The organism is Streptomyces sp. NPDC001093 (assembly GCF_040298985.1).
Classification (GTDB): Bacteria; Actinomycetota; Actinomycetes; order Streptomycetales; family Streptomycetaceae; genus Streptomyces.
Map to the genome: position 1 here is coordinate 23,356 of NZ_JBEPBF010000031.1, position 13,518 is coordinate 36,873.

13 protein-coding genes and 1 pseudogene are annotated in these 13,518 nt (G+C 71.5%); 7 read left to right on the plus strand and 7 right to left on the minus strand.

All coding sequences use genetic code 11. The features are described 5' to 3' along the window. Positions 1 to 19 precede the first annotated feature (19 nt). Positions 20 to 640 (minus strand): DUF1003 domain-containing protein, encoded by a 621-nt coding sequence (locus tag ABT288_RS17955; RefSeq protein ID WP_351608333.1) that lies wholly within the window; start codon positions 638 to 640, stop codon positions 20 to 22. Beyond that, on the minus strand, positions 630 to 1,922 hold the full coding sequence (locus ABT288_RS17960) for a magnesium transporter MgtE N-terminal domain-containing protein (protein WP_351608336.1): 1,293 nt from the start codon (positions 1,920 to 1,922) through the stop codon (positions 630 to 632). Before ABT288_RS17960 ends, ABT288_RS17955 begins: the two co-directional genes overlap by 11 nt. 226 nt (positions 1,923 to 2,148) lie before the next feature. Between ABT288_RS17960 and ABT288_RS17965 the strand changes: the two genes are divergently transcribed. Then, complete coding sequence (locus tag ABT288_RS17965; protein ID WP_351608338.1) at positions 2,149 to 2,904, plus strand: hypothetical protein; 756 nt, start codon at positions 2,149 to 2,151, stop codon at positions 2,902 to 2,904. Between the two features lie 95 nt (positions 2,905 to 2,999). Here the strand turns inward: ABT288_RS17965 and ABT288_RS17970 are convergent, their stop codons facing one another. Together ABT288_RS17970 and ABT288_RS17975 are read right to left on the minus strand one after the other, a co-directional pair. Beyond that, positions 3,000 to 3,515, minus strand: coding sequence for a hypothetical protein (locus ABT288_RS17970; protein ID WP_351608341.1), 516 nt, complete (start codon positions 3,513 to 3,515; stop codon positions 3,000 to 3,002). A gap of 25 nt (positions 3,516 to 3,540) precedes the next feature. Continuing rightward, positions 3,541 to 4,671 (minus strand): magnesium and cobalt transport protein CorA, encoded by a 1,131-nt coding sequence (locus ABT288_RS17975; RefSeq protein ID WP_351608344.1) that lies wholly within the window; start codon positions 4,669 to 4,671, stop codon positions 3,541 to 3,543. Positions 4,672 to 5,184: 513 nt separating this feature from the next. On the opposite strand from ABT288_RS17975, the gene ABT288_RS17980 reads away from it, so the two are divergent. The 4 genes from ABT288_RS17980 (at position 5,185) to ABT288_RS17995 (ending at position 8,289) form a co-directional block, all read left to right on the plus strand. Beyond that, positions 5,185 to 5,769 carry a suppressor of fused domain protein gene (locus ABT288_RS17980; protein WP_351608346.1) on the plus strand — a complete coding sequence of 195 codons (585 nt, stop codon included), beginning with the start codon at positions 5,185 to 5,187 and terminating at the stop codon, positions 5,767 to 5,769. Between the two features lie 164 nt (positions 5,770 to 5,933). After that, complete coding sequence (locus tag ABT288_RS17985) at positions 5,934 to 6,575, plus strand: DUF6758 family protein (protein WP_351608347.1); 642 nt, start codon at positions 5,934 to 5,936, stop codon at positions 6,573 to 6,575. A 188-nt stretch (positions 6,576 to 6,763) separates the two neighbouring features. Beyond that, positions 6,764 to 7,621 carry a PHP domain-containing protein gene (locus ABT288_RS17990; RefSeq protein WP_351608349.1) on the plus strand — a complete coding sequence of 286 codons (858 nt, stop codon included), beginning with the start codon at positions 6,764 to 6,766 and terminating at the stop codon, positions 7,619 to 7,621. 62 nt (positions 7,622 to 7,683) lie between these two features. Beyond that, positions 7,684 to 8,289, plus strand: coding sequence for a MarC family protein (locus ABT288_RS17995; RefSeq protein WP_351608351.1), 606 nt, complete (start codon positions 7,684 to 7,686; stop codon positions 8,287 to 8,289). 55 nt (positions 8,290 to 8,344) lie between these two features. On the opposite strand, the gene ABT288_RS18000 is transcribed toward ABT288_RS17995, so the two are convergent. Continuing rightward, a complete protein-coding gene (locus tag ABT288_RS18000; protein ID WP_351608354.1) occupies positions 8,345 to 8,497 on the minus strand; it encodes a DUF8834 family protein in 153 nt (50 codons plus the stop codon). A gap of 216 nt (positions 8,498 to 8,713) precedes the next feature. Between ABT288_RS18000 and ABT288_RS18005 the strand changes: the two genes are divergently transcribed. Next, positions 8,714 to 9,610, plus strand: coding sequence for an NYN domain-containing protein (locus ABT288_RS18005; RefSeq protein WP_351608357.1), 897 nt, complete (start codon positions 8,714 to 8,716; stop codon positions 9,608 to 9,610). Here ABT288_RS18005 and ABT288_RS18010 read toward each other — a convergent pair. Then, positions 9,607 to 10,488 (minus strand): alpha/beta fold hydrolase, encoded by an 882-nt coding sequence (locus tag ABT288_RS18010; protein WP_351608359.1) that lies wholly within the window; start codon positions 10,486 to 10,488, stop codon positions 9,607 to 9,609. The genes ABT288_RS18005 and ABT288_RS18010 overlap by 4 nt on opposite strands. Between ABT288_RS18010 and ABT288_RS18015 the strand changes: the two genes are divergently transcribed. Beyond that, positions 10,487 to 12,148 carry an AbfB domain-containing protein gene (locus ABT288_RS18015; RefSeq protein WP_351608443.1) on the plus strand — a complete coding sequence of 554 codons (1,662 nt, stop codon included), beginning with the start codon at positions 10,487 to 10,489 and terminating at the stop codon, positions 12,146 to 12,148. The two genes, ABT288_RS18010 and ABT288_RS18015, sit on opposite strands and share 2 nt — an antisense overlap. Here the strand turns inward: ABT288_RS18015 and ABT288_RS18020 are convergent. Further along, positions 12,145 to 13,446: pseudogene (locus ABT288_RS18020) on the minus strand (DEAD/DEAH box helicase); the annotation flags it as partial. The gene ABT288_RS18015 and the pseudogene ABT288_RS18020 overlap by 4 nt on opposite strands. Positions 13,447 to 13,518 lie beyond the last annotated feature (72 nt).

Below are 13,518 nucleotides of genomic sequence, written 5' to 3' on the forward strand. Positions count from 1 at the left end.
GGGGCGTCCGGGATGCCCCTCAGCGGTCGTCTGTGTCACGTCCGGGAGACCGATCTGACCGTTCCGCCGGGAATACGACATGCCCGGGGTGCCCGTCGTGCCGGCGCCTGTCCTCCAGCTCCTTGACCACGTCCTGCAACTCCGAGCGGATCCAGTCGCGGGTCGCGACCTCGCCCAGGCCCATGCGCAGCGCGGCGATCTCCCGGGTCAGGTACTCGGTGTCGGCGATGGACCGCTCGTTCTGCTTGCGGTCCTGCTCCAGGTTGACGCGGTCGCGGTCGTCCTGCCGGTTCTGCGCGAGCAGGATCAGCGGGGCCGCGTAGGAGGCCTGGAGGGACAGCACCAGCGTCAGGAAGATGAACGGGTACGGGTCGAACCGCAGGTGGCTGGGCGCGGTGATGTTCCACGTCAGCCACACGAAGATGACGACCGTCATCCAGACGATGAAGCGTCCCGTGCCCAGGAAGCGGGCGATCCGCTCCGACAGCCGGCCGAAGGCCTCCGGGTCCCACTCGGGCAGCACCCGGCGGCGCGGCGGGCGCGGCTGGTCCAGGCGGGGCGTGCGCGGCCGGGTGGCGGCGGTGGCGCCCGCCGGGGTGCGCTCGCGGGTCGCGGTGTCGCGCTCGCGCTCAGGAGCCATGGGTCCCCACCCCCTCGTTCTCGTCGTTCAGGTGGAACTCGGTCTCCCGCCAGTCCTCCGGCAGCATGTGGTCCAGCACGTCGTCCACGGTGACCGCGCCGAGCAGCGACCCGGACTCGTCCACCACGGGCGCGGCGACCATGTCGTACGTGGCGAAGAACCCGGCGATGACGCGCAGCGCCGCGTCCGGGGCGAGCGGCTGCAGGTCGGTGTCGACGAGGGAGCTGACCAGGGAGTAGGGCGGCTCGCGCAGCAGCCGCTGGAAGTGCACCGTGCCCAGGTACTTGCCCGTCGGGGTCTCGTCCGGCGGGCGGCAGACGTAGACCTGGGCGGCGAGCGCGGGGGAGAGGTCGGCGTTGCGGACCCGGGCGAGCGCGTCGGCGACCGTGGCGTCCGGGCGCAGCACGATCGGCTCGGTGGTCATCAGACCGCCGGCCGTGTGCTCCTCGTACGACATCAGGCGGCGCATGTCGGCCGCGTCGCTCGGCTGCATCAGGCTCAGCAGCCGCTCCTTGTCCTCCTCGGGCAGCTCGCCGAGCAGGTCCGCCGCGTCGTCGGGGTCCATGGCCTCCAGGACGTCCGCCGCGCGCTCCTCCTGCAGCTTGCCGAGGATCTCGATCTGGTCGTCCTCCGGCAGCTCCTCGAGCACGTCGGCCAGCCGGTCGTCGTCCAGGGCGGCGGCGACCTCGGCGCGCCGCTTGGCGGAGAGGTGGTGCAGGACGTTGGCGAGGTCGGCGGGGCGCAGCTGCTCGAAGGTGGCGAGCAGGCTCTCGGCGCCCTGTCCGTGCTCCTCCAGGGAGAAGCCGGTGACGGCCGACCACTCGACGGTCAGCGTCTCGCCCTTGGCGCGCCGGAAGGCGCTCGCCTTCCTGCCCTTGCGCACGAAGACGCGGTCGACCTCCCAGTCGCGGCGGGCCGGCAGCTGCTGCACGGACAGGTCGAGGACGGTGACCTCCTCGCGGGTCTCCGCCAGCGTCACCCTCCGGTCCAGCAGCTCGCCGAAGACCAGCCGCTCGGTGGGCCGCTGCTCGAAGCGCCGGACGTTCATCACGCCGGTGGTGATGACCTGCCCGGACTCGACGCCGGTGACCCGGGTCATGGGCAGGAAGATACGGCGCCGGGTGACCAGTTCGACGACCAGCCCCAGGAGGCGCGGGGGCTTGCGGCCCACGCGCAGCATCACGACCAGGTCGCGCACGCGGCCCACCTGGTCGCCGTTCGGATCGAAGACGGGGACCCCGGCGAGGTGCGAGACGAAGATCCGGGGGGCGCCGGCTGCCATGGCTCTGCTTCCTCTGCTGACGTGGCCTGGGAATCGCCCCTCTCCGGGGTGTTCCGCTTTCTTTGTGAATTGCTCGGAATTGCCCGCTCGGGTGCGCTTCAGGCTAGCCCGTACCGGTCGGATACGCCCTGGTGGGGGGTCCGGACGGACTCGCTCCGCCGCGCGGGCGAGGCACCGGTACGCTGCGGTCCACCGCTCAGGAACCGTCAGAAAGGCGACCCCACCTGTGACTGCGATTCCCCAGGGCCGTACCCGCCGGGCCGCGCTGGTCACCTCGATCTGCGTATGCGCCCTGACGGGGACGGCGGTGCTGAGCGGGTGCGGCAGCGAGGATCCGGACGCGGGGACGAACGGCGTGGGCAGGCTGCCCGCCGACACGATCCAGGCGAAGACCCGCGCGGCCGCCCAGGGGGCACCGGCGGTACGGCTGTCCGGCACCGTCGTCACCAGCGGCCGGACGTACCGGCTGGACATGCGGCTGAAGGCCGACGGCGGGACCGGGTCGGTGACCGCGAAGGGGGCGACCTTCAAGCTGCTGCGGGTCGGGAAGCAGCTGTATCTGAAGGCCGACGCGGACTTCTGGAACCAGGCCGGCGGCAAGGGCGGCGCCGGCGGAGACGGCGCGGCCGCCGCGTTGAACGGCAAGTACGTCAAGGTGCCGCAGGACGACCCCGCGTACAGGAAGTTCAGCGGCTTCACGGACAAGGACGTCCTCCTCGAGGGGCTGCTCGCACTGCACGGCCCACTGGCGACCGACGGCCACCACGACGACGCGGGTACCCGCACCATCCGCATCACCGGCGACAAGGGCTCCGGCGGCAGCCTCGACGTCTCCCTGGAGGGCACGCCGTATCCCCTCCGCCTGGTCCGTGGCGGCGGGGCGGGGACGCTCAGCTTCTCCGACTGGGGCAAGGACTTCGCCGTCGCCGAGCCCGCCCAGTCCGACACGGTGGATTACGGGCAGCAGCTGCCGGCGTCCTAGCGGCGCCCGGCCACGGCGGCGCATCCAGGGGTCCCTCACGCCTTTGAGGCGGTGGGGGAGGTGCCGAACCCTGCTCGGCCTTTCGGCCCCCGGCGCTACCGCCTCTTCCGGCGCTTGACGAGAAGCTTCGGCAGGCCCGCCGGCACCGGTCGCCGCGTGGTCGCCGGAGTCGCGACCGGCCGCTCGGCCAGGCTGCCGTCCGGCAACGGCGCCGGGGACCCGGCCGGAGTCAGGCGCAGCACCCGGCACTCGCGGGCCCAGCGGGCCGGCATCTGTTCGCCGTCGGGGGCGTTCAGGCGCTTGCCCTTCAGCTCGGCGACGGCCGCCTCCCACTCCTCGGAGCCGGAGGGCAGCTCGGACACGGCCGCCGGGAAGGTCACCAGCCGCCCGCCCTTGTCCTTGCTGCGCACGGTCACCTCGGCGGTGCCCCCGTCGACCAGCCCCTCCAGCGGCTGCTCGCCGGGCCCGTCGCCGACCAGGCACACCGCGCCCTCGTGCCACACGTGCCACAGCGCACGCGCGGCGGAGGCCCCGGCGCCCCTGACCCAGATGAGGCCGGACTTCTTCGAGGCCTCCTCGATGAGGGCCCGGTCGAGCAGCTCGCTTGTCATGGCGCCCAGCCTATCCAGTGCCCGCTCACAGCCAGCCGTTGCGCTTGAGCACCCGGTGGATGCCCACACACATGGCGATGGTGACGCCCAGGACCAGCGGGTAGCCGTACTTCCAGTGCAGCTCGGGCATGTGGTCGAAGTTCATCCCGTACACGCCGGTCACCATCGTCGGTACGGCGATGATCGCGGCCCAGGCCGTGATCTTGCGCATGTCCTCGTTCTGCGCGACGGACGCCTGGGCGAGGTTGGCCTGGAGGATGGAGTTGAGGAGTTCGTCGAAGCTCAGCACCTGCTCCTGGACCCGGGCGAGGTGGTCGGCGACGTCCCGGAAGTACTTCTGGATGTCCGGGTCGACCAGCCGCATCGGCCGCTCGCTCAGCAGCTGCATCGGGCGCAGCAGGGGAGCCACCGCGCGCTTGAACTCCAGTACCTCACGCTTGAGTTGGTAGATCCGCGCCGAGTCCACACCACGGGAGACCCCGCCCTTGCGGCCCGGCGAGAAGACCTCCGTCTCCACCTCGTCGATGTCGTCCTGCACGGCGTCGGCGACCGCGATGTAGCCGTCCACCACATGGTCGGCGATCGCGTGCAGCACGGCCGAGGGGCCCTTGGCCAGCAGCTCCGGGTCGTCCTGCAGCCGGTGGCGCAGCGCCCGCAGCGATCCCTGGCCGCCGTGCCGGACGGTGATGAAGAAGTCCCGGCCGGTGAAGCACATGACCTCGCCGGTCTCCACGACCTCGCTGGTGGCGGTGAGCCGGTCGTGCTCGACGTAGTGGATCGTCTTGAAGACGGTGAACAGCGAGTCGTCGTACCGCTCCAGCTTGGGCCGCTGGTGCGCCTGCACCGCGTCCTCCACGGCCAGCGGGTGCAGCCCGAACTCGCTCGCGATACCGGCGAATTCGGCCTCGGTCGGCTCGTGCAGCCCGATCCACACGAAGCCGCCGTCGCGCCGCACCAGCCGCATCGCCTCGTGCGGGCTGAGCGGCTTGTCGCTGCGCACGCGCACGCCGTCGCGGTAGACGGCGCAGTCGACCACGGCCGACGGGGTGGCGGGGTCACGGGTGGTGTCGTACGACACGCTCGACGCGCTCGTGGGCTTGCGCAGCGAGACGCGGGACGGACGGACCACGGCGCGCAGGTCGCGGATCATCGACATGGGCAGGCTCCTTCGCGACAGGCAACGAAAGACCGCCGACGACGGGTGGAACTACCCGGAATGGGGACGTCCTGACAAGGGGTCTCCCCGCCCTCGAGGCAGGGGAAGGATGTTTGGCACGTCCACAAAGCGGGGAGCACCGCACCGTCGCGGTGGCGACTTCGCTACTGATGCAGAACTGATTCGATCAGACGGATCGGGTGATCAGACGATCAGGGCAAAGCGAGACGAAGTGCTCTTCCGAAGGGCGACGTGCACGGGAAGGCGTAGAGCAGCCGGAAACCAGCCAGTGACTACATCAACGGGCGGAAGAGCGAGTGGTACTGCACGGTCGACTTCGATCCATGACAGCCCCACCTCCTCCGGCCGGTCCCTCGTAAGGGAGTCTCATCGGCGTCGGGACTCGATAGCGACGCTTCTGCGTGCTGCCCCGAACCACCGGCTCAGCGTAGCAGCCGCCCGATGTGTCAAGGCGCCGCTTTGCCCGCTGCTGACGAGTTCTATGCTCGCGTCATGGTTGATGTTCTTCCTCTGGTCGAGGCGCGGTTGACCACCGCCCTGGGCGAACCGGACGCGCGCGCCGCCGTCACCTTCCTCGGCACGGACCGCATCGAGGTGCTCCGGTTCCAGGAGGGGGACGTCCTGCGGTACGCGACCCTCGGCATGTCCGCCCACCCCATGACCGACCCCACCGCGATGCTCGCCGACCCGGTCAAGGGCCCCCGCGCCGAGCTGGTCCTCTCCGTGCGCGCGGGCCTCGCCGACACCGACAAGGTGCTCCGGCCGCTCGCCGTGCTGGCCGCGTCCCCGCAGGTGGAGGGTCTGATCGTGACCCCGGGAGCCTCCCTGGACGTCGGGGAGCCGCTGTGGCCCGGTGCTCCTTTCACCTCGTTCCTGGTGGGTGAGCCCGGCGGCCTGGTCGAGGACCTGGAGCTGGACGACCCGATGGAGCCCGTGCGGTTCCTGCCGCTGCTGCCGATGACCCCGAACGAGGCGGCCTGGAAGCGGGTGCACGGCGCCCAGGCCCTCCAGGAGCGGTGGCTCGCGCGCGGGACGGACCTGAGGGATCCCGCCCGCAGGTCCGTCCCGCTCGACTGATCCGGACGTGACCGATCTCACCAACGCAGGGCGGGGGCCCGTCAGTTGGCAAGGGCGGTGACACCGTCCTCGGCGGCGCAGCTGATCAATGTAGGTGACATCGAGTTTGCCGGACGGGTGATCGTCCTTGACGTGGGCGGGCAGGGGTAGGACCGTGGAGCCCTATGAGGGGCGAACCCAGTTGCCCGAGGTGCGGTGGCCGGGTCAGGGCGCCCGGTCTCTTCGCCGATGCGTGGCAGTGCGATGTGCACGGCACGGTGTATCCGCTGCAGCCCGTGATCCCGCCCAGTGTCGAGGCCCTCGGTGCCATCGTGCACCGCACGCACGTCCCGTTGTGGATGCCCTGGCCGCTCCCCGTCGGCTGGCTCTTCACGGGCGCGGCCTACGCGGGTGACGACCGCAGCGGGGGCCGCGCGACCGCCGTCGCCTGTTCCGGACCCGGCCCGCTCGGCGGCCCGGCCGAACTCATCCTGGTCGCCGAGGAGCTCGGCGTCGGCCTCGGTGCGCGGTACGCGGGCATCGACGGCCCGGACCCGGGGTCGTACATGAACGTCGAGAAGCCGCCCCAGGCCAAGGTGCTGGCCGTCGGTCGCCCGACCCCGCTCTGGCACGTCTACCGCACCCCCGACGACCGGGCCGTCTTCGCCGGTGAGGCCCTCGGTATGTGGCTGTGGGCGGTGATGTGGCCCGAGCAGGCGGGCCTGCTGATGTACGACGAGCTGGTGCTGACGGATCTGCGGGATGCGGGGGCGGAGCTGGATCTGGTGCCCTTCGGAGCGTTGTCGCCGCGCTTGCTCCGGCCGTAGCGCCCACTGGGGTGGGGGGTTCTGTGCGTCGGCGGGTGCAGGTGCTTCGTGGTTGCTCGCGCAGTTCCCCGTGCCCCTTGGGTGGGTTCAGTAGGGGGTGCTTCCAGGTTGCGGGTGTGACAGCCGGGCTTCAAATCCCCGCTATCCTTAGGTGTCCCCTTCCGTAGCCGTCCCCGTCTGGAGTCACCGTGCGCATCGATCTGCACTGTCACTCCACGGCCTCTGACGGTACGGACACCCCGGCCGAGCTGGTGCGCAATGCCGCCGCTGCCGGCCTGGACGTCGTCGCGCTGACCGATCACGACACCACCCGGGGGTACGCCGAGGCGATCGCCGCGCTGCCCGAGGGGCTGACCCTGGTCACCGGGGCCGAGCTGTCCTGCCGTGTCGACGGCATCTCGATGCACATGCTGGCCTACCTCTTCGACCCCGCGGAGCCCGCCCTGCTCGCCGAGCGCGAACTGGTGCGGGACGACCGGGTGCCGCGGGCCAAGGGCATGATCGCCAAGCTGGACGCACTGGGCGTGCCGGTCACCTGGGAACAGGTCGAGCGGATCGCGGCCGGCGGGTCCGTGGGGCGCCCGCATGTCGCGACGGCGCTGGTCGAGCTGGGTGTCGTGCCGACGGTGAGCGACGCGTTCACCGAGGAGTGGCTGGCCGACGGCGGCCGGGCCTTCGTGGAGAAGCACGAGACGGACCCCTTCGAGGCGATCCGGCTGGTCAAGAACGCGGGCGGGGTCTGTGTGTTCGCGCACCCGGCCGCCGCCAAGCGCGGTCGTACGGTCCCCGAGGCGCGGATCGCCGAGATGGCCGAGGCCGGTCTGGACGGCATCGAGGTCGACCACATGGACCACGACGCCGACGCGCGCGACCGGCTGCGGGGCCTGGCGAAGGACCTGGATCTGCTGGTCACCGGCTCCTCGGACTACCACGGCAGTCGCAAGACCGTGTCACTGGGCGCGTACACGACGGACCCCGAGGTGTACGGGGAGATCACGCGGCGGGCGACCGGTGCGTTCCCGGTGCCGGGCACCGGCGGAGTCTGAGGCCGCCGACGGCTCTCACGCGCCCCCATTCCACCCTTTTCCAGCAAGGCCAGTACTTCCCCATGTTCGACGTCGCCGTCTTCGGCTCTCTGTTCCTGACCCTTTTTGTCATCATGGATCCCCCCGGGATCACCCCGATCTTCCTCGCCCTGACCGCCGGGCGTCCGGCCAAGGTGCAGAAGCGGATGGCCTTCCAGGCCGTCTGCGTGGCCGGCGGGGTCATCGCCACCTTCGGTGTCCTGGGCCACCAGATCCTCGACTACCTGCACGTCTCCGTCCCCGCGCTGATGATCGCGGGCGGTCTGCTGCTTCTGCTGATCGCGCTGGACCTGCTCACCGGCAAGACCGACGAGCCGAAGCAGACCAAGGACGTGAACGTGGCGCTCGTACCGCTCGGCATGCCGCTGCTGGCCGGGCCCGGTGCGATCGTGTCCGTGATCCTGGCCGTGCAGAAGGCCGGCAGCGTGGCCACGCAGGTGTCGGTGTGGACCGCGATCCTCGCGATCCATGTCGTGCTGTGGCTGGTGATGCGCTACTCGCTGCTGATCATCCGGGTCATCAAGGACGGCGGTGTCGTGCTGGTGACGCGGCTCGCGGGCATGATGCTCTCCGCGATCGCCGTACAGCAGATCATCAACGGCATCACTCAGGTGATCCGGGGGAGCTGAGCCCTCGTCGGCTCGGCTCCCCCGGAAAGCTTGAGTGGCGCGCAGCGCGTGAGCGTTACGAGGCCTGGGCCTCGGCCGGGCGGATCCACAGGCGCTGTCCGATGGCGGCGGCCTGCTGAACGATCCGGTTGACGGAGGCGGCGTCCACGACGGTGCTGTCCACGGTGGTGCCGTCGACCTCGTCGAGTCGCATGATCTCGAAGCGCACAGGCTTCTCCCTTCGTCTGGTCATCCTCCTGCGGAGAACTACTTGATGCGCCGGATCCGTATCCGGCGTTCACAGGGAGTCAACGCGCCGCTTGTTACAAACATTCCCTACGCTAAAGAAAATTTTCGAACGTCTAATTACTGACCGGTAAGTAGGTCGCCCGGACCGACAGGGGCCGGTTGTGTTCGCAGCGTGACCACCGGGACAATGGAGGCGATGAACGACGACCTGGCGGCCCTGGGCGCCCGCATCGACCGCACGAACGAGCTGCTGGAACGCATGCTCGCCGAGGTGGCGAAGACGCCCTCCACCCACGCGATCTTCGTCGACGCGGGCTATCTGTACGCGGCCGCGGGCCGGCTGGTCGCCGGGACCGAGGACCGCCGGGCCTTCGACCTCGACGCCGAGGGCCTGATCGACGCCCTCATCGACCGGGCCCGCCAGGTCTTCGCGGACAGCCGACTGCTGCGCGTGTACTGGTACGACGGCGCCCGCCGCCGCATCCACACCGCCGAGCAGCAGTCCATCGCCGAACTCCCCGACGTCAAGGTCCGCCTGGGCAACCTCAACGCCAACAACCAGCAGAAGGGCGTCGATTCCCTGATCCGCAGCGACCTCGAGTCACTGGCGAGGCACCGCGCGATCAGCGACGCGGCCCTGCTCGGCGGCGACGAGGACCTGGTCTCGGCGGTCGAGGCGGCGCAGGGCTACGGCGCCCGCGTCCACCTCTGGGGCATCGAGGCACCCGAGGGCCGCAACCAGGCCGAGCCGCTGCTGTGGGAGGTCGACAGCCAGCGCACCCTCGACCTCGAGTTCTTCAAGCCGTACGTCTCCCGCCGCACGGCCGCCGCCTACGACGCCACCGCCGGCACCCGCCCCACCCGTGAGAACGTCCGCTTCGTCGGCGCCCGGATCGCCGCGAAGTGGCTGGCCGAGCGGGGCCGTGAGTCCCTGGTCGAACTGCTCCCCGGCCATCCCTACCTCCCCGGCTCCGTCGACCAGGACCTGCTGGTCGAGGCCGAGGGCCTGCTCCAGTACTCCCTGCGCGGCCAGGCCGACCTGCGCCGCGCCCTGAGGGACGGCTTCTGGGAGCATCTGCAGACGCAGTACTAACCCTGCCGGACCGCGGTGTCCCAGAAGCCGGCGATCGCGCGGGCCGTGGCGAGGGGCTGGTCGGTGTTGGGGGAGTGCTCGGCGTTCTCGATCACCGTCCGCCGTGCGCCGAGCCGTACCGCCATGTCGTCGAGCAGGGGCAGCGGCCAGGTGTCGTCCTGTGCGCCGGACAGGACGTGGAACGGCAGCGGCAGCGCCGCCAGTTCCCCGACCCGGTCCGGCTCCGTGCACAACTGGCGTCCGGCGGCGACGAGTTGGGCGGGCTTGGTGCCCAGCCAGCGGCGCTGCAGGTCGTCGCGGTCGTCGAGGCCGCCGTCGAGTACCGCCGTCTCGGTCTCCTCGGGCGTCTCCATCGCCCGCATCGCGTCCCACACCTGGGCCATGGTCATCACCGCGAGCGCGTCCCGCAGCAGCTTCACGCGCTGCTGCTGGGATTCCGAGATCTGCGCCGGGCCGGAGGCCATGAGGGTGAGCGACCGGAAGGGCGCGTGGTCGAGCAGCACGGCCGCGCGCGCGACCTGCCCGCCGAAGGAGTGTCCCAGCAGATGCACCGGCTCCCCGAGCGCCTCGGCCTGTGCCAGCACGTCCAGCGCCAACTCCTGCTGCGCATAAGGGGATTCGTCGGTCTCGGGCCCGTCCGACTCGTACTGCCCGCGCCCGTCCACGGCCACGGTCCGGTAACCGCGCTGCGCGAGCGGCACGTGCAGCGGATTGAAGTCCTCCTTGCTCCCGGTGAACCCCGGCAGCAACAGCGCCACCCCTCGGGGCTCGGCCCCGTCGGCCACGGGAGCGTCGACAACGGCGAATTGCCCGCGCGCGGTCCGCAGCGCGTACGCACGGGCACCGGGAGGCGGGACGAAGGTGGCGGGCCTGCTCATGGGGAGAGGTTATCGGAGTGCCCCGAAGGGGCGCGGGGCTGCGTCCCGCCTGCGCCTGCGCCGCGAGGGCGCGACCGGCACATACGACGGCCCGGTCCACATCGGTGGACCGGGCCGTCGGTGGTCGGTGCCGGATCAGCCCTCGGCGACCTCGACGGCCGCCGTGGCCTTACGGGTACGGCGACGCGGCTTGGCCTCCGGCTCCTCGGTGGCCTGCGCCGGAATCTCGGCGGCGACCGCCTTGGCGACGGCCTTGCGGGTCCGCCGGACCTTGGGCGCGGCCACCTCGGCGTCCCCGTCCGCCTCCACGACGGCAGCGGCCGTCTTGCGGGTCCGGCGGGGCTTGGCCTCGGCTTCGGGGGCCTCGGTCGTCTCCGGTGCGGCGGCGGCCGTCTTGCGGGTGCGGCGCGGCTTGGGCTCCGCCTCCGCGTCCGCCGGTGCTGCCTCGGTGACGGCGGCGGCCGTCTTGCGGGCCCGGCGGGGCTTGGCCTCGGCTTCGGGGGCCTCGGTCGTCTCCGGTGCGGCGACGGCCTTCTTGCGGGTGCGGCGGGGCTTGGCTTCCGTGCCCTCGGCCGTGTCGACCGCGGCCTCGGCCTGCGGTGCGGCGGCGGCCGTCTTGCGGGTGCGGCGCGGCTTGGCCTCGGCCTCGGCGGTCTCGGTCGTCTCCGGTGCGGCGACGGCCTTCTTGCGGGTGCGACGCGGCTTGGCCTCCGCCTCCGCGTCCGCCGGTGCTGCCTCGGTGACGGCGGCGGCCGTCTTCCGCGTGCGGCGCGGCTTGGCTTCCGTGCCCTCGGCCGTGTCCACGGCCGTCTCGGCGGCGGACTCGGCCGTCTTGCGCGTACGGCGGCGCGGCTTCGCCTCCGGGGCCTCCACGGGCGCGGCTTCGGTCTGCGGCTCGGCGGCGACAGGCGCCGGCTCCGCCTCCGATGCGGTGGCCTCGGGCGTCGTCCCCGTCGCAGCCGGCTCCGCCGTCTTGCGGGTGCGGCGGCGGCGCGGCTTCTCAACCGCCTCCGGAGCCTGCGGGGTCTCCAGCCGGCCTGGGCCCTCCGCCGTGTCCACCGACTCGACGGCGGCCTCGGTGGCCGTCACCGGCTGTGCCGACGCCCCACCGCGCGTACGGCGACGGCGGCGCAGGGTGCGGGGCGCGCCGGACTCCTCCACGCCGGCTGCCTCCAGGGCGCCCGGCTCGGCGGCCGCCACCGCGGCGGCCCCGGTGTCCGTGGCGCCGTCGACCAGTGCTCCGCCACGGGTGCGGCGGCGACGGCGCGCCGTACGGTCCGTACGCTCGCGCTCGGCGGTGCCGGACCCGGGACGGCCGTCACGCTCGCCCCGGCCACCACGGCCACGGCCGCGCGCGCCACGCCCGCCGGTCTCACCGAGGTCCTCCAGCTCCTCCGCGTCCAGACCGGCACGGGTCCGCTCCGAGCGCGGCAGGGTGCCCTTGGTGCCCTCGGGGATGCCGAGGTCGGAGAACAGGTGCGGGGAGGACGAGTACGTCTCCACCGGGTCGTTGAAGTCCAGCTCCAGCGCCTTGTTGATCAGCTGCCAGCGCGGGATGTCGTCCCAGTCGACGAACGTGATCGCCGTACCCTTGGCGCCCGCGCGGCCCGTACGGCCGACCCGGTGCAGATACGTCTTCTCGTCCTCGGGGGACTGGTAGTTGATGACGTGGGTCACGCCCTCGACGTCGATGCCGCGCGCGGCGACGTCGGTGCAGACCAGGACGTCGACCTTGCCGTTGCGGAAGGCGCGCAGCGCCTGCTCGCGGGCGCCCTGCCCGAGGTCGCCGTGGACCGCGCCGGAGGCGAACCCGCGACGCTGCAGTTGCTCGGCGATGTCGGCGGCCGTGCGCTTGGTGCGGCAGAAGATCATCGCCAGTCCGCGGCCCTCGGCCTGCAGGATGCGGGCGACCATCTCCGGCTTGTCCATGTTGTGCGCGCGGTAGACGAACTGCTTGATGTTCGCGACCGTCGCGCCCTCGTCGTCCGGCGCGGTGGCGCGGATGTGCGTGGGCCGGGACATGTAGCGGCGCGCGAGACCGATGACCGCGCCCGGCATGGTCGCCGAGAACAGCATGGTCTGGCGCTTGACCGGCAGCATGTCGATGATCTTCTCGACGTCGGGCAGGAAGCCCAGGTCGAGCATCTCGTCGGCCTCGTCGAGGACCAGGCACTTGACGTGCTTCAGGTCGAGCTTCTTCTGGCCCGCGAGGTCGAGCAGCCGGCCCGGGGTGCCGACGACCACGTCGACGCCCTTCTTCAGTGCCTCCACCTGGGGCTCGTAGGCCCGGCCGCCGTAGATCGCGACCACGCGCACGTTACGGACCTTGCCCGCGGTCAGCAGGTCGTTGGTGACCTGGGTGCACAGCTCGCGCGTGGGTACGACGACGAGCGCCTGCGGGGCGTCGGTGAGGGCCTCGGGGGCGGCGCGTCCGGCCTCGACGTCGGCGGGGACGGTGACGCGCTCGAGGAGCGGAAGACCGAAGCCCAGCGTCTTGCCGGTGCCGGTCTTGGCCTGGCCGATGACGTCCGTGCCGGAAAGGGCGACGGGGAGCGTCATCTCCTGGATGGGGAAGGGAGTGATGATGCCGACGGCCTCCAGGGCCTCGGCGGTCTCGGGAAGAATTCCGAGTTCTCGAAACGTCGTAGTCAGGATCATGCCTCTTCTGTGTGCGCGGCGCGAGGCGAGCGCGGGGGTCATGTGCGACCGTGCCGGGGACGTCGGCTGCCGTACGGGCGAACCACTAAGGCAAGCCGTAAGACACGGGACCTCTGCCGACGCTCTAGCGCTCGTACCGCTGAGGGTGTCCCTCCGGTCGTCGTACGTACTGAGCCGTACGGCCGGGGAGGGCTGTCGGGTCGGAGCCGATCGGGCCACCGACCGGGCATCCTCATGCGTGCGGCCTGTAGGGAGGCGTCGAACACCGTCGACGCACTCTTGCAGGCGCATTACCACCATACCCCGGATTCGCGCACATGCGATGGCCGATTTGGTCACGTCGTGGTCGTCACACTGATCGGCGAGGACCTT